Origin of the sequence: Collinsella aerofaciens (assembly GCF_001404695.1) — a bacterium.
Classification (GTDB): Bacteria; Actinomycetota; Coriobacteriia; order Coriobacteriales; family Coriobacteriaceae; genus Collinsella; species Collinsella aerofaciens_E.
This window is the reverse complement of record NZ_CZAQ01000005.1, coordinates 51,021-66,995: the sequence shown is the minus strand read 5'-3', so window position 1 is coordinate 66,995 and position 15,975 is coordinate 51,021. Positions and strand designations below refer to the sequence as shown.

Annotated in this window: 14 protein-coding genes; 9 read left to right on the top strand and 5 right to left on the bottom strand. The window is 59.7% G+C overall.

The annotated features are described in order from the left end of the window. Positions 1-35: 35 nt before the first annotated feature. Complete coding sequence (locus AQ996_RS02385) at positions 36-446, bottom strand: peptide deformylase (RefSeq protein ID WP_055250712.1); 411 nt, start codon at positions 444-446, stop codon at positions 36-38. A 270-nt stretch (positions 447-716) separates the two neighbouring features. Between AQ996_RS02385 and AQ996_RS02380 the strand changes: the two genes are divergently transcribed. Both AQ996_RS02380 and AQ996_RS02375 read left to right on the top strand, forming a co-directional pair. Then, complete coding sequence (locus AQ996_RS02380; RefSeq protein ID WP_253274591.1) at positions 717-2,066, top strand: MFS transporter; 1,350 nt, start codon at positions 717-719, stop codon at positions 2,064-2,066. 152 nt (positions 2,067-2,218) lie between these two features. Continuing rightward, entirely contained in the window at positions 2,219-3,130 is a 912-nt protein-coding gene (locus tag AQ996_RS02375) for a hypothetical protein (RefSeq protein WP_035137032.1), read from the top strand. A 349-nt stretch (positions 3,131-3,479) separates the two neighbouring features. Here the strand turns inward: AQ996_RS02375 and pdxT are convergent, their stop codons facing one another. After that, on the bottom strand, positions 3,480-4,067 hold the full coding sequence (gene pdxT, locus AQ996_RS02370; RefSeq protein ID WP_055250709.1) for a pyridoxal 5'-phosphate synthase glutaminase subunit PdxT: 588 nt from the start codon (positions 4,065-4,067) through the stop codon (positions 3,480-3,482). Between the two features lie 20 nt (positions 4,068-4,087). Continuing rightward, complete coding sequence (gene pdxS / locus AQ996_RS02365) at positions 4,088-4,978, bottom strand: pyridoxal 5'-phosphate synthase lyase subunit PdxS (protein ID WP_055250707.1); 891 nt, start codon at positions 4,976-4,978, stop codon at positions 4,088-4,090. A 145-nt stretch (positions 4,979-5,123) separates the two neighbouring features. Here pdxS and pdxR point away from each other — a divergent pair, with 145 nt between their 5' ends. Beyond that, complete coding sequence (gene pdxR / locus AQ996_RS02360) at positions 5,124-6,539, top strand: MocR-like pyridoxine biosynthesis transcription factor PdxR (RefSeq protein ID WP_055250706.1); 1,416 nt, start codon at positions 5,124-5,126, stop codon at positions 6,537-6,539. Positions 6,540-6,611: 72 nt separating this feature from the next. Here the strand turns inward: pdxR and AQ996_RS02355 are convergent, their stop codons facing one another. Further along, a complete protein-coding gene (locus tag AQ996_RS02355; protein ID WP_022094328.1) occupies positions 6,612-7,172 on the bottom strand; it encodes a ferritin family protein in 561 nt (186 codons plus the stop codon). A gap of 256 nt (positions 7,173-7,428) precedes the next feature. Between AQ996_RS02355 and AQ996_RS02350 the strand changes: the two genes are divergently transcribed. The 6 genes from AQ996_RS02350 to AQ996_RS02325 all read left to right on the top strand — a co-directional run bounded on the left by AQ996_RS02350 (position 7,429) and on the right by AQ996_RS02325 (position 13,194). Next, entirely contained in the window at positions 7,429-8,649 is a 1,221-nt protein-coding gene (locus AQ996_RS02350) for an iron-containing alcohol dehydrogenase (protein WP_055250704.1), read from the top strand. Between the two features lie 9 nt (positions 8,650-8,658). Continuing rightward, complete coding sequence (locus AQ996_RS02345) at positions 8,659-10,038, top strand: aldehyde dehydrogenase (protein ID WP_055250702.1); 1,380 nt, start codon at positions 8,659-8,661, stop codon at positions 10,036-10,038. A gap of 123 nt (positions 10,039-10,161) precedes the next feature. Continuing rightward, positions 10,162-10,488, top strand: coding sequence for an HIRAN domain-containing protein (locus AQ996_RS02340; protein WP_055250700.1), 327 nt, complete (start codon positions 10,162-10,164; stop codon positions 10,486-10,488). An 18-nt stretch (positions 10,489-10,506) separates the two neighbouring features. Then, entirely contained in the window at positions 10,507-10,686 is a 180-nt protein-coding gene (locus AQ996_RS02335) for a hypothetical protein (protein ID WP_055250698.1), read from the top strand. Between the two features lie 66 nt (positions 10,687-10,752). Continuing rightward, entirely contained in the window at positions 10,753-11,298 is a 546-nt protein-coding gene (locus AQ996_RS02330) for a metallophosphoesterase (protein ID WP_070097112.1), read from the top strand. 138 nt (positions 11,299-11,436) lie between these two features. Then, positions 11,437-13,194: a DUF2130 domain-containing protein gene (locus AQ996_RS02325; protein ID WP_055250694.1), complete on the top strand. Its 1,758-nt coding sequence runs from the start codon at positions 11,437-11,439 to the stop codon at positions 13,192-13,194. A 79-nt stretch (positions 13,195-13,273) separates the two neighbouring features. On the opposite strand, the gene AQ996_RS02320 is transcribed toward AQ996_RS02325, so the two are convergent. Continuing rightward, positions 13,274-15,955: a DEAD/DEAH box helicase gene (locus AQ996_RS02320; protein WP_055250691.1), complete on the bottom strand. Its 2,682-nt coding sequence runs from the start codon at positions 15,953-15,955 to the stop codon at positions 13,274-13,276. Between the last annotated feature and the right edge of the window lie 20 nt (positions 15,956-15,975).

Below are 15,975 nucleotides of genomic sequence, written 5' to 3'. Positions count from 1 at the left end.
GTTTTGCTGCAGGGAGCTTTCTTGAATCGGCGGGACTAAATAACAATCCCGTTGCAGTGGTCGATTTCGTGTTGGATGATCTCGGCGGTGTAGCCCGAGAAGCTCTTGATGCGGTGGACGAAGTTCTCGTCAAAATACTCAACCTTAATGCGACGATAGCGGGTACAGGGACACTCGCCGATGAGCGAAAGACACCCTTCGCTCGTCTGATAGGCATTGACCTGCTCAAGAATTTGAGGGTTGTACATCAACAGCGCCCTGTTGCCGTCCTTTACGCAGATGATGCGTTTGCGCACGCCGATCATGTTGGCGGCGAGGCCCACGCACTCGTGCTCATGTTCGTGGAGCGTGTCCAGAAGATCCTGTCCGGTCGCGGCATCTTCTGGGCCGGCGTCTTCGGAGGGGAGGCGCAAAAAGAACTCGGATTTCATGATGGGCTTAATCATGGCGGGCTCCTCATGTCTCGTGCTTTCGTGGACTTTTAATAATAGCGCGGAAGGAAAGCTGCGCGTCAGCGTTACAATCTTTCAACGTTGGACCATGTTGTCGGATCCGTCGCGTGCGGCGTCTGACGTAAGTCTAGGGCTCATGCTCGCCCTGGACTGTTCCTCTGGGGCGATGCGACTGTCGTTCCAAGAGGAAGTAAATGCATGGGGAGCAAATCTCAGCAACAAGTTCAAGCAACGCCATCGGCCACTTCGGCGTTTCTCGTCGTAATGTATATTGCAGCCTTTGTCGCCGCGTTTAACGAGAACATCATTAACGTGGCACTGCACGATATCATGGCGGCCTTTTCGGTGAGTGCCACCACGGCGCAGTGGCTAGTTTCGGGCTACATGATCGTGACATCGATCTTTACGGCCATCATGGCCTATCTGTCCGGTCGTTTCTCGACGCGCAAGCTGCTGTTTTTCGCATGCGGATGCATGGTCGCCGGCGAAGTCCTGTGCCTGGTCGCCCCGTCGTTTGCCGTTTTGCTGCCAAGTCGTATTTTGCAGGCTGCGGGATCGGGTATCTTGTTTCCGCTCATGATGAATGTAGTGCTATCTTGCGCTCCGCGCGAGAAGCTCGGTCTGTATCTGAGCCTGGGCGGTGCCTGCATTACGCTAGGGCCGGCGTTTGGGCCTGTGATTAGTGGTCTTATGTGCACGTTGTTTGGCTGGAGAGCGGTGTTCGTAGTGCCGTTGGTGGGCGGCATTGCGGTCGCTGCGGCGGGCGTAAAGCTTGTTCAGAATGTCGGAGAGCGCTCGAACACCACGCTTGATATTCTGTCGGTTGTTTTGCTCGCTGCCGGCATTACGGCATTTGTGTATTCCGTAGGCGAGTTCTCGACCAATCTGATTTCCGGCATCGTGACGCTCTTCGCCGCCCTTGTGCTGCTCGGCTTGTTTGCGGCCCGTCAGCTCGAGCTCGAGCATCCGGTGCTTAACGTGCGTCCCATGGCGAGCGTTCGTTTTTGGCCTGCGTGCCTGCTTGTGGTGGTGTCGATGATGACAACGTTCTCGATGAGTGTTTTGTTGCCGCTCTATTTTGAGGGCGCATACGGCATGACCGCACTTGTTGCGGGTTTGCTCATTTTGCCGGCGATCGCCTGCAACGCCGTGACCTCGATTGTGGGCGGACGCGTGATGGATGCCCGTGGTGCGTGGCCGCTGCTGCCGGTCGGCTTTGCCCTGATCGCTGTGGGGCAGATTTCCATTTCGATGACGGCGGCAAGCATGAACATCGGCGTTGTCGTGCTGCTGACCGTTGTGGTGTATGCCGGCGTCGGTTTGGTACTGAGCCCCTCGCAGACCGCCGGTTTGGAGACGCTTCCCGCCGCTGAGCATCCTCACGGAACGGCATTGCTTAACACGTGGAACATGATTGCCGCATCGTTTGGCCCGTCGCTGTTTATCGGCCTGCTCGCGAGTTCTGCGTCGACTGCCGGCGCCGCTGGCGCTGCGACCGACGTTGCCCAGGCGATTGGATTTGCAACTGCCGTGCGTGTGGCGGCTGTGATTGCCGTGGTCGGGTTCGCGACGTCGCTGGTGTACGCTCGTCGCGAGTCGCACATGTCGCATTAATGTGTGCACATAGATTCTGCAGCTAGATTGGATGGCGACACCATAAACTAATGGACGTTTTGCCGAGAGGCATGAATGTTTAAAGCGCAAAGAGTGCGCGACGGGCCCCGCGAATGGGGCGATGATGCCCGAGAGGGCCAAGAAGGAGTCTCATGTCCGAGAACGAAGAGATCATGAACGAGACCGAGAACGAGACCATGGCTGCCGAGGTTGAGGCAGTCGAGACCGTGGAGACCGAAGCTGCCGAGGTTGAGGCTGCTGACGAGGTTTCCGCCGAGGAGGAGGCCGAGGTTGTCGAGGCCGCCGTTGATTACGATGACGAAGAACTGATGGACAAGATGCAGAAGGCCGCCCGCCTGCTGCGTAGCCGTCGCTTTGCTATTTCCAAGGAGGAGGAGGCCAAGGCCGAGCGCATGGCGAACATCGAGCGCGCCATCAAGCTCCTTGACCTCAAGCCCAAGATGGAGCAGAAGGAAATGTCCGACCTGCTGGGCATGCGCCTTCGTGAGCTCGATGGCCTGATGGCCGAGGCCGAGGCCGCCGATCTGGTCGGCCGCATCGACGACGCCGAGGGCGATATGCGCAAGATCGTCGTCTTCGCTGCCGAGGATGCCGCTGAGGGCCTGGTCGAGCTTGCCAACAAGAAGGAGAAGCTCCTGCCTGAGCTTTCTTACGAGGAGGCCACCGAGCTGATGGCCGCTCTCGATAAGGTCATCGCTCCGCTCGTCGCCATGGGCCTGGACGAGGATCGCGGTCCTCGCGGCGGCCGTGACGACCGTGGTGGCCGTGGCGGCGACCGTGGCGGTCGCGGCGGCTTTGGCGATCGTGGTGGCCGTGGTGGCGACCGCGGCGGTCGCGGTGGCGATCGTGGCGGCCGTGGCGGTTTTGGTGACCGTGGCGGCGACCGTGGCGGTCGCGGCGGCTTCGGCGGCAACCGTGGTGGCTATGGCGATCGCGGTGGCAACCGTGGCGGCTTCGGCGGCAACCGTGGTAACGACCGCGGCGGTCGCGGTGGCGATCGTGGCGGCCGCAACGGCGGCGGCTTCCGCGGCAACCGCTTCTAATTGGGTTACGCGGTTTTACCAAACCGCGTAACCAGTTGACGCTGTAAACCCGTCAGAGCGGCAATCTGCCTTTCAGCTTCGGCGGCATGACCAAAAGGTCAATGCCGCCTCGCTTCAAGGCACCTTGCTCGCTCTGGCGGGTTTTCGCTGTCGGTGTCAAAACATCGGCGTCGCCTTGATTCAAACCTGCCAAAAAGGTAGTCGTTGGGGACGTTCTTGTTCGAGTGGTCGTTTAAGAACGTCCCCAACGACTACATAGCATGAGAGTGGATAATCTCCCGGTTTGAGCCCATATTCATGCTCAAGGTGGGAGATTGTCCACTCTCGTTTCGTTTGTTGATTTCGATACCTACATTTGTAGGAACAGTTCGTGGAGGCGGGTGTCTTCGTCGAGTTCGGGGTGGAAGGTTACGCCGAGCTGGTTGCTTTGGCGGGCGGCGACGATACGGCCGTCGACTTTCGCTAAGGCCTTGGCGTCGCCGTGGACCTCGACGATGCGGGGTGCACGGATAAATGTTAATGGCACTTCACCGTCGATGCCGGACACCTGGCCCTTGGTGCGAAAACTGCCGAGCTGTCTGCCATAAGCGTTGCGCTCAACGAGTACGTTCATGGTTGCTAGGCGCGGCGTTCCCTTATCGTCGTGTGCGGCAAGATCGCGCGCCAATAGAATCAAGCCGGCGCAGGTGCCAAGGACGGGCATGCCTTCAACAATGTGGGTGCGAAGCTCCTCGAGCATGCCCAGCTCATCAAGCAGCTTCCCTTGAACGGTAGACTCGCCGCCGGGAAGTACCAGACGGTCAAAGTCCTGCTTCAAATCAGCCGCCTGCCTCAGCTCAATACAACGTGCGCCCAGCTCGGACAGTCTTGCCTCGTGCTCGGCAAAAGCGCCTTGGACCGCCAGCACGGCGACCGTCTGGTCTGCATAATCGCTCATGTGCGATCCTTTCTGCTGGACTAGCGCCCGCGCTCTTCCATGATAATCTCGATCTCGTCGGCGTTGATGCCCACCATGGCCTCGCCCAGGTCCTCCGAAAGCTCGGCAATGAGTTTGGCATCGGTGAAGTTTGCCACGGCCTTGACGATGGCGGCTGCGCGCTTGGCGGGGTCGCCGCTCTTAAAGATGCCCGAGCCGACAAAGACGCCTTCGGCGCCCAGCTGCATCATCAGCGCGGCGTCGGCGGGGGTCGCTACGCCGCCGGCGGCAAAGTTCACGACGGGAAGCTTACCCGTGGCATGGACCTCGCGCACCAGCTCGACCGGAACCTGCAGGTGCTTGGCTGCCTCAAAGAGCTCGTCGTCGCGCAGGGCAACAACGTCACGGATCTGCTTTTGGATCTTGCGCATGTGGCGCACGGCCTGAACGACGTCGCCCGTGCCCGGCTCACCCTTGGTGCGAATCATCGTGGCGCCCTCGGCAACACGGCGCAGCGCCTCGCCCAGATCGCGGGCGCCGCAGACAAACGGCACGTCAAACTGGGTCTTGTCGATGTGATAGACGTCATCGGCAGGGGAGAGAACCTCGGACTCGTCGATGTAATCGATCTCGATGGCCTGCAGGACCTGCGCCTCGACGATGTGACCGATGCGGCACTTGGCCATGACGGGGATGGAGACGGCCTCTTGGATGCCCTTGATCATCTTGGGGTCGCTCATGCGCGAGACGCCGCCTGCGGCGCGGATGTCGGCCGGAATGCGCTCGAGTGCCATGACGGCGCAGGCGCCCGCCTCCTCGGCGATGCGTGCCTGCTCGGGCGTGGTGACGTCCATGATGACGCCGCCCTTGAGCATCTGCGCGAGCTCGCGATTGAGTTTGACGCGATCGGCCTTGCTGGTCTGTTCTGCCATGGTTGCTCCCTTGGTTGGCATGTGCATTGCTTGACGGAACATCCTATCGGGGGGCTGGATATGGCAAAATACTCAGTTTTCGAGATAATAATAAGGTCAGCCTAATACCAGATTGAACGGCTCGATAAGGTCAGGTGGCAAACTCATGCTTGACTACAATTTGGAAAAACGTGGCGAGGCATCGCTTTATGAGTATGTTTACCAGCAAATTCGAGATGATATTGTTGCTGGACGTATTGCGGCGGGGGAGCATCTTCCGTCTAAGCGTGCCTTTGCCAGTCATCTGGGAATCAGTGTCATTACCATCGAGAATGCATATAGCCAGTTACTCGCTGAGGGCTATATTTGCTCAATGCCGCGTCGTGGCTACTACGCTTGCGAGCTTCCGGATGCACCGGTTTTGGCTTCGGCTGCGGAGGGCATCGACCGAGATGCCGTTTCTGTGGGTCCCAGCGCGCATGATGTCAACGGACAGGTTGAGCTGTTCGATGCACTTTCTCCTTCTGCTTTGGAGGCGGCGCGGCTTTGGCAAAGTGCGCTACGGGCGACGCTGGCATCCGAAGACGAACGCGAAATCTTTTCGCCCGCACCGGCGCAGGGCACCGCTCGGCTGCGACGCGCAATTGCTCACCATCTGCGCGGGACAAGGGGTATGAATGTCGACCCCAACAATATCGTTATCGGCGCGGGCGCCCAGCTGCTCGATACCATGTTGGTTCAGTTGCTTGGCACTGACAAGGTGTATGCCGTTGAGGACCCGGGCTATTTGCGTCTGACGCGCATCTATCAGGCTATGGGCTGCAAAGTTCGACATATCCCGTTGGATGATGAGGGCGTGGACTTGAGCATTCTGCAGAAAAGCGGGACCGATGTCCTTCACCTGATGCCGTCCCATCAGTATCCGACCGGCCTTGTGACGAGCATTGCGCGGCGCTATGCGCTTCTGAGCTGGGCCGCCGAGCGACCAGGTCGGTATCTCATCGAAGATGACTTTGATTGTGAGTTTCGCCTTGCCGGCAAGCCGATTCCCGCGCTCGCGTCGATCGATGCCGCCCAGTCGGTTATCTACACCAACACGTTTTCGAAGAGCCTTTCATCGGCGTTGCGTTTGGCGTACATGGTGTTGCCCGATGAGCTAATGGAGCGGTTTAGGCGCAACCTTGGTTTCTACGCCTCGTCGGTGAGCTCTGTTGACCAGGTCGCTTTGGCGCGTTTGCTGGAATCGGGTGATTACGAGCGACATGTGAACCGCGTGCGCGTTCGTGCTCGCGAGGCGCGTGATGGCCTGATGGCGCTTGTGCGGAAGGTATTTCCGGCAGGAGAGGTCTCGATCGAGCATGCAGACGCGGGCCTTTACTGTGCCGTTGTCCTGGCCGAGGACAAGGCGGGGGAGGGTTTCGCGAAGGCTTTCGCTGACGCTCGTATTTCCTATGTCAATATCGCCGATTGCCTGTGGACGGGTGATCGGGCATCGACTAAGAACGCTCCATCTCGCGTCCTCATACAATACGACGACCTGAGCCCTCAGTCGCTCATCGTTCTTCAAGAACAGCTGCAATAAGCCAACGAAAAAGGCCCGAACCAATACGGTTCGGGCCTTATCGTGCTAGAGAATGTCTCTCAGGCGATTGGCTTAGCCGAAGTAGCGCTTGAGCAGGCCGGCGAAAGCCTTGCCGTGGCGGGCCTCGTCGCGAGCCATCTCGTGCACGGTGTCGTGGATGGCATCGAGGCCGGCGGCCTTGGCACGCTTGGCAAGATCGGTCTTGCCGGCGGTGGCGCCGTTCTCGGCCTCAACGCGCATCTCGAGGTTCTTCTTGGTGGAGTCGGTCACGACCTCGCCCAGGAGCTCAGCGAACTTGGCGGCGTGCTCGGCCTCCTCGTGGGCAGCCTTCTCCCAGTACAGGCCGATCTCGGGATAGCCCTCGCGATGGGCGACGCGAGCCATGGCCAGGTACATACCGACCTCAGAGCACTCGCCCTCAAAGTTGGCGCGCAGGTCGGCAACGATGTCCTCGGAGACGCCCTCCATCTTGGCGACGCCCACGACGTGCTCGGCAGCCCACTCGAGCTGACCCTCCTCCTGCTTCAAGAAACGAGAACCGGGAACGCCGCACTGGGGGCACTTGAAGTCCTCGGGCAGCTGGTCGCCGTCGAACTCTTCCACATAACCGCAAACGGGGCAAACAAACTTCATGATTCGATCCTTTCGATCGATGGCGATGGGGCGCTTGTCCGGTCCCGTAAGGGCCCTCTCCGGACGTGCGTCTTGACGGGTTCTATTATCCATAAATGCAACCAAATGTGAAGCCTATTAGGAATGATTTTTAATAAAACAATTTTGAGATATGAAGATGTTGATTGATTAACGATTGGCAGGCCGCCTTTGACCGCCGCTGAGTACAATCGGTCGAGCAAATGTTGACCAATCAACAAATGAAGGAGTTTCCTTTATGCATCTAGCCCGTCGTGCCTGGTGCCGAACATATCAGACGGTTTTTCGCATTGCATTGCCGATCCTGCCCTATACCGAGCCGCGCATTTTGGAGCATGCCGAGGATGTGCCCGCGGTGCTTCAAAAGCGCTCGATCCAGAAGGTCCTTATCGTGACGGACCCTGGTATTGCACGTTTGGGGCTCACGGCATCACTCGAGCGTGCGCTTACGGCTCAGGGGGTTGGCGTTGCGGTCTATGCCGAAACGCGTGCGAACCCCACGGTCTCGAATGTGGAGGAGGCAGCGTCCCTGTATCGAGAGAGCGCCTGCCAGGCCATTATCGGTTTTGGCGGAGGATCGGCCATGGACTGCGCCAAGGGCGTGGGTGCACGCATCACGCAGCCAAGCAAGCCCATCAACAAGATGCGCGGCCTGCTGCGGATTCATCGTCGCCTGCCGCTGCTTATCGCCGTTCCCACTACGGCAGGCACGGGAAGCGAGGTCACGCTCGCGGCGGTTATCACCGATGACGAGACGCACTACAAGTACCCCATTAACGACTTTGTGCTTATCCCGCGCTTTGCGGTGCACGACCCCGAGTTTACGCGCGGTCTGCCCGCCTCCATTACGGGGCAGACGGGTATGGACGCCCTGACGCATGCCGTCGAGGCCTTTATCGGGCGAAGCACCACGCCCTATACGCGTAAGATGGCGCGACAGGCGGTGCAGCTCATCCACGACAATTTGCTCGAGGCCTATGAGCATGGCGACGACATGCGTGCGCGTCGCAATATGCTTTCGGCGGCGTATAAGGCGGGCGTTGCGTTTACCCGCTCCTATGTTGGATACGTTCACGCCATCGCACACAGCTTGGGTGGGCGTTACGGGATTCCGCACGGCTTGGCCAACGCTATCATCCTGCCGCATATGCTTCGCGCCTATGGTGACGCCGCCGCCCCCAAGCTTGCCGATCTGGCTCGCATGGCGGGCATTGCGCCGGCTACCGCGCAGGACAGTCTTGCGGCCGAGGCCTTTATCGATTGGGTCGACCGCATGAACGAGGCCCTGGGACTCCCCAAATATGTCTCGGGTATTCGCCGCTCCGATATTCCGCAAATGGCGGCCCATGCCGATGCTGAGGCCAATCCGCTATACCCCGTTCCACTTTTGATGGACCGTTTGGAGCTCGAGCGTATGTACGAGGTCGTCGCGGGTGGTATGTTTGAGGACGAGAACTAGGAGGTTGCCATGAACACCGAGGAAATTGCGCGCATCGTCGGCGATCAGCGCACCTACTTTAAGACGCACGCCACGTTTGATGTCGATGCTCGGCGTCGTGCGCTCGTGAGTTTACGCGATGCGGTACGGGCCCACGAGGCCGATATCGCCCATGCGCTCAAGACCGATTTGGGAAAGTCGCATGACGAGGCCTATATGTGCGAGATCGGCACGTCGCTTTCCGAGATTCGACATCAGATTGCGCATGTGGCTCGATGGAGTCGCCCGCGTCTGCGTCCGTGTGACCTCGCCAACGCCGTGAGTGTGTGCAAGACGCAGGCCGTGCCCTATGGCGTCACACTCATCATGGCTCCGTGGAACTACCCGTTTTTGCTGACGCTCGAGCCACTCGCCGGCGCCCTTGCCGCGGGCAATACCGTGGTCATCAAGCCGAGCGCATATGCTCCGGCATCGAGCGCGGTGCTCAAGCAAATCTGTGAAGAGGCATTTGATTCGCGCCTGGTGACGGTTGTCGAGGGCGGGCGCGCCGAGAACGAAGCGCTGCTCGATGAGCACTGGGACAAGATCTTCTTTACCGGTAGCGTTCCGGTCGGCAAGCTCGTCATGGAGCGTGCAAGTAAAAACCTTACGCCCGTGACGCTTGAGCTGGGCGGAAAGAGTCCCTGCATCGTGGATGCGACGGCAAACCTGAAGGTCGCGGCGCGGCGTATCGCCTTTGGTAAATGGCTCAACGTGGGGCAAACCTGTGTAGCGCCCGACTACCTGCTGGTCGATGCGCGCGTGCACGACGAGCTGCTGGACCTTATCAAGGAGGAGGCCCGCCGTATGTTTGGCGAGCATCCGCTCGATAACGAGGATTACGGGCATATCGTCAACGCCAAGCATTTTGCGCGCGTACGCGGGCTGATCGACCCCGATAAGGTTGTGCTTGGAGGCACGGCGCGCGAGTCGTCGCTCAAGATCGAGCCGACGATTTTGGACGGCGTGACCCCCGATGACGCCGTGATGCAGGAGGAGATCTTCGGCCCCATTTTGCCGGTGCTGACGTTTGAGAGCCTAGACGAGGCCGAGACGTTTATTACAGATCGTCCGACGCCGCTGGCTCTGTATATCTTTAGCCAGGATCGCGCAGTTCAGCAGCGCTTTGTGCGTTACGTGCCCTTTGGCGGCGGCTGTGTCAACGACACGATCATGCACTTGGCTACGAGCCATATGGGCTTTGGCGGCATGGGCGCGAGCGGTATGGGGCAGTACCATGGACACGAGAGCTTCGATACGTTTAGCCACAAGAAGAGCATCGTGAACAAGGCAACGTGGTTGGACGTGCCATTCCGCTATGCTCCTTACGCAAGCTGGAAGCACAAGTTCGTGCGCATGTTTGTGCATTAGAATCAGATGGTGTAGCGACAAACGGTCGAAAAGGCGCGGGTGGGGCGAATTTGTGTCCGCACGGGCCCGTAAGCTTCTCAGTACGGTTAAGCGCCGATTTATCCTGCTGTTAGAGGAGCTGCTATGTACGAGCCTTCACGTGTTCTTCTGTCGTTTCACATCGCAGGATTTCAATATGCCGACGGCGCTTTGGTCCTGGGCGATCTTAAGGTCGGCGATAAGCTGACGCTGTGTGCCGAGCGCGATAATCCCCATGACCCCGAGGCGGTTGCGATCTATTACGGCAACACCAAGCTTGGGTATGTTCCGGGAAACGAGGTCGGCCCGCTGTCCTTGATGATGTATTACGGCCACGAGGACGTATTTGAGGCCCGCGTGCAACAGGTTGCTCCCGAACGCAGCCCGTGGCATCAGGTGCGCGTTGGACTCTACGTGGTGGATGCTCGCTAATCGGTAAGGGAGGCGGCCATGTTTGATAACGATGATCTGTTCGATCTGACAGACGATCCGTTTGAGTGGGATCTGCTACTCGATGACGATGAGTTGGAGCAGGATCGTAAGAAGCGGCAGGGCAAGAACGCCCAGAGTGATGCGTCGAAAAAGAAAGACAAACGCCGCCGCGGACTGTTCGGCGGGCTCTTTGGATAACCGCCACATCGCTGCGTCTGTATACTTAGCACGAGTTGAACACGTTGCGAAATGAGGACAGAGACGATGATGTGGTTTACCGCCGACCTGCACCTGGGCGATACGAATATCTTGCACGACATGGATCGGCCGTTTGGCTCGGTCGAGGAGATGAATCGCAAGGTCATCGATGCCATCAATGAGTGCGTGGCTGCGGATGACCGCCTCTATATTTTGGGTGACTTTACCTATCATTTGCCCCTGGCGGAGGCGGTGCGCCTGCGCGAGCGTATCGAATGCCAGAACGTGACGCTCATCCGTGGTAACCATGACGGCGACTGGGAAGATCCCGACGTACCGCAGATTTGGGAAGACGTGCGCGATTACCTGGAGATTGCTCCCGGCTATGCCAAGGGCCATCGTCTGGTTATGAGCCACTACCCCATGCTCAGCTGGAACGGCAAGGCACGTGGCGCCATTATGCTGCATGGGCATATCCACAGCAGGGGTGACCGCACCAACGCACGCAACCGCGATCGCGAGCGTCCCATTTATCGCTACGATGTGGGCCTCGACGCCAACGACTACAAGCCCGTAAGCCGAGACCAGATCCTGAATTTCTTTGGACTGTAGCTCGCAAACCGCCACGAAGGGGACAGGCACCTTTGTGGCGGTTCTGGCGCCGTTGCCATTCTGGCAGCGGCGCCTATTTTGTCCGCGCGGCGCGGTAGAGTGTAGGCGGTTGAAATTTGCGTCCATTGAGGAGCTGCTATGAACGAGATCAAGTGCCCGCATTGCGGCGAAGTTTTTAAGGTCGATGCGTCCGGCTATGCGGATATCGTCAAGCAAGTGCGCGATGCTGAGTTCTCGCGTGACCTGGATGAGCGCGTAGCGGCGGCTCGACGCGAGGGCGAGCAGGCGCTGGAGCTTGAGCGCTCGCGTTCGTCAGCCGCTTTGCAGGAGGCAGAGTCTCAGCGCAACGCTCAGCTTGTCGAGCAGAAGAATGCTGCAGCTCAGCAGCTGGCACAAGAGGTTGCCAAGCGCGATGCTGAGCTTGCCGAGCTGCGCGCCAAGCTCGAGGGCGCTGCCACAGAGCGCGAGAGTGCAAGCCAGCGTGCGGCGGTTGAGGCCCGCGCCGATGCTCAAAAGGAGAATGCCGAGCTGCAGCGCGAGATCGACAACCTGCGTGCGCAGTTGGGGCGCAAAGATGATGAAGCCAGGCTTGCCGAGGCGGCGGCACGTAATGCTGCTCAAAACGATTTAGCTGCACGTGATGCTCAGATTGCCGAGCTGCAGGCCAGGCTTGCCGCGGCGGACAAGGCCCAGGAGATGGCGCTTGCTGCTGCTGCGGCCGAGTCGCAGCGTGAGCTCGAGGCCGCTCGCAGCGAGGCCGAGCGCACGCTTGCTGACTATCGCGCGCAGGTACAAGAGAAGTTTTCCGTCGCAAAGGCTCAGTCCGAGCAGGAAGCCGAGGGTCTGCGTGCTCAGCTGCGCGAACAGGAACTGACGGCCAAAATGAACCTATCGGAGGCGGTTGCCGCAGCAGAGCGTGAGCGTGACGAAGCGCGTGCCAAGCTGACGAGCGAGCTGGCGGTGCGCGATTCTCGCGAGGAGCAAGCCAAGGCGGCACACGAGCTCGAGCTTGCGCAGGCCAAGCGCGCGAGCGATGACCTGATTCGCTACAAGGATGAAGAGATTGAGCGCCTTAAGGACATGAAGGTCCGCCTGTCCACCAAGATGGTGGGCGAGTCGCTCGAGCAGCACTGCGAGACCGAGTTCAACCGTCTGCGCATGACGGCGTTTCCCAACGCGTACTTCGAGAAAGATAACGATGCGTCCGAGGGTACCAAAGGCGACTTTATCTTCCGCGAGTGCGACGCAAGCGGTAACGAGGTCATTTCGATTATGTTCGAGATGAAAAACGAGAACGACGAGACCACGACCAAGCATAAAAACGAGGACTTCTTTAAGAAACTCGATCACGATCGCCGCCAAAAAGGCTGTGAGTACGCGGTGCTCTGCACGCTGCTCGAGCCCGAGAGCGAGCTCTATAACGCAGGGATAGTCGACGTGAGCTATCGCTACGAGAAGATGTACGTGATCCGCCCGCAGTTTTTCATTCCCATGATTACGCTTCTTCGCAACGCCGCCATGGGTTCGCTGCGCTATAAGCAGGAGCTAGCGGAGTACAAACAGCAGAATATCGACGTTACGAACTTCGAAGCCAAGATGGAAAAGTTCAAGAATGATTTCGGTCGCAACTACGAGATCGCGAGCCGCAAGTTCCAAACGGCGATTGATGAGATCGACAAGACGATTAGCCATCTGCAGAAAACCAAGGAGGCGTTGCTGTCCTCCGAGAACAATCTGCGCCTAGCCAACAAGAAGGCCGACGATCTTACCATTCGCAAGCTCACGTGGGGCAACAAGACCATGAAGGCGGCGTTTGACGAGGCGCGCGGGGCTGCGTCAGAGACAAACGATGAGCCAGCCGAGGCGGATTCGTATGAGATCGAGGATGCCGAGTAAGGTATAGCGGATAGTGCAAAAGCGGGGCCGCTGGCGAAATTGCCAACGGCCCCGCTTCGTTTCGTTTCGGTACGTTCGGCTAGTCCTCGAGCAGGTCCTCGATAAAGCCGACGCGGTAGTTTTTGAAGATGACCTCGCCGCCGTCTTGCGTGGCGTCCAGATCGACATCGCCCATGATGCCAAAATCGTGGTCGCCATCCTCGTCGGCAAAGATCTGGTGCACGTGCCATACGTGCGCGGTCTTCTCGTCGGACTCGTCAATGGAAAACATCGCGGCGCTGCGGGCATCTCCGTCGGTGAGGATTTCCTCGTGCTGCTCGTGGTAAGCGTCGAGTGCTTTTTGCCAGCGGATCTCGCTCATGCCCCAGTCGTCGTCGAGCTCGCCCAGGTCGCGAACATGCTCGCGGGCGGCAAGGGTCACGCGGCGGAAGAGCGCGTTGCGCACCAGCAGGGTGCAGCCACGGCGGTCTGCCACGACTTCGTCGATGCCCTGCGGCGGTGCGGCATCGAGGGCTGCCGGGTTGCCGGCGTTCTCCCACTCATCCACCAGGCTCGAGTCCACCGAGCGCACCACAAAGCCCAGCCACGAGATAATGTCGCGCAGGCGCTCGTCGCGCTTCTCAATGGGTACGGTGCGGTCGAGCGAACGGTAAGCCTCTGCCAGGTAGCGCAGCAAAATGCCCTCGGAGCGGGCGATGCCGAGCTTTTGAATGTAGCCCTTAAAATCGCTCGCGCTTTCCAGCATATCGCGCAGGACGCTCTTGGGAGAGAGCTGGTAGTCGTTTGCCCAGGGCACTTCCTGGCAGTACTTGTCAAAGGCGGCATCGAGCAAATCCTCGAGCGGCTTTTCGTACGTGACGTCTTGAATGCGCTCCAAGCGCTCCTCATACTCGATGCCGTCGGCCTTCATTTCGGCCATAGCGCGATCGCGTGCGGCGCGCTCCTGTGCGCGCAGCACCTGCTTGGGATCCTCGAGCGTTGCCTCGACCATTGAGATTAGATCCATGGTATAGGTCTCGCTCTCGGGATCGAGCAGCTCCAATGCGGCAAGCAAGAACGGCGAGAGCGGCTGATCGAGCGCGAAGTCCTCGGGCAGATCGACCGTCAGCGCATAGTCGATGTCTGGTGCGGCGTCAGTCGGGGCGTCGGGTGCGGGCGGCACCTCGGTGCGAACGACGACGCCGGAATCGATGAGCGTGGCGAAGATTTCGTCGGCGCGAACCTCGAGCTTGGCCTTTTCCTCGGGGGTCTGCAAGCTCGTCTCGATGAGGTCGTGTACGCGGGCTCGGGCATCGCCGCCCTGCTCGACCACGCTAATCACCATGGAGTGTGTGATGCGCAGGCGCGGCTTGAGCGTCTCGGGCTGCGTCTCGATCAGGCGCTCAAAGGTCTGCTTGTTCCAGGTGACAAAGCCCTCGGGGGCCTTTTTCTTTTTAATCTTACGGAGCTTTTTGGGGTCGTCGCCCGCTTTGGCCATAAGCTTGGCATTCTCGATCTCGTGCTCGGGTGCCTCGGCAATCACCATGCCCTCGGTATCAAAGCCCGAGCGGCCGGCGCGACCGGCAATCTGGTGGAACTCGCGGGCGCGCAGACGACGCATCTTGTAGCCATCGAACTTGGTGAGCGCGGTGAGCACCACGGTGTGGATGGGTACGTTGATGCCGACGCCGAGCGTATCGGTGCCGCAGATGACGGGCAGCAGACCCTGCTGCGCCAAGCGCTCGACCAGCAGGCGATAGCGCGGCAACATGCCAGCATGGTGCACGCCGACGCCGCATCCAAGCAGGCGCTTGAGAATCTTACCAAAGGCCGTCGAGAAGCTCGTGCCCTTGGCCGCTTCCTTGATGGCCTCGCGCTGCTCCTTGCTGGCGATGCCAAAATTGGCGAGTGACTGTGCCGTCGCAAGTGCGGCATCCTGGCTAAAGTGCACGATGTAGAGCGGGGCCTCGCCGCGACGCATCGCGAGCTCGACGGTGCCCTCGAGGGAGGTCGTCACATAGTCGTAGCTCAGCGGTACGGGACGCGGGGCGTCGACGACTAGGTCGCAGGTAGCGCCGGTGTGTTCCTCGAGCGAGGCGGCGATCGCGGTGACATCGCCGAGCGTGGCGCTCATGAGCATGAATTGCGTGTGGGGCAGGGTGAGCAGCGGCACCTGCCAGGCCCAGCCGCGGTCGGGGTCGGCAAAGTAGTGGAACTCGTCCATGGCCACGCAGCCCACATCGGCGTCCTCACCCTCGCGCAGCGCATCGTTGGCAAGGATTTCGGCCGTGCAGCAGATGACGGGCGCCTTGGTGTTGATGTGCGTATCGCCGGTGATCATGCCGACGTTGTCGCGGCCGAGCACCTGTACAAGGTCGAAAAACTTCTCGCTGACCAGGGCCTTGATGGGGGCCGTGTAATAGCAGCGCTTGCCCTGCGCCATGCCCATAAAGAGCATGCCCAGCGCGACGAGCGATTTACCCGATCCGGTCGGTGTGCCTAAAATGACGTGATCGCCGGCAGCCAGGTCCATGAGGGCCTCTTCTTGGTGGTCCCACAGCTCAATGCCGCGATCGCTCGTCCATTCAAAGAAGCGTTCGAAGGCTTGATCGGCCGTGAGCCATGGCTCGGGCTCGCTGCCGTCCTCGGGCTCCCACCAGGTGGGGGAGAGCGCGCCGAGCGAGCCAAACTCGGCTTCGGTTCCCGTGCCGCCCGAGAATGAGCTGGCGGCCCCGGCACCGGAAACGGTGCTGGCAGCGGTATCTGTCGTGGTCTGTGCCATGTGGTTGCTTTCTCTCGCGA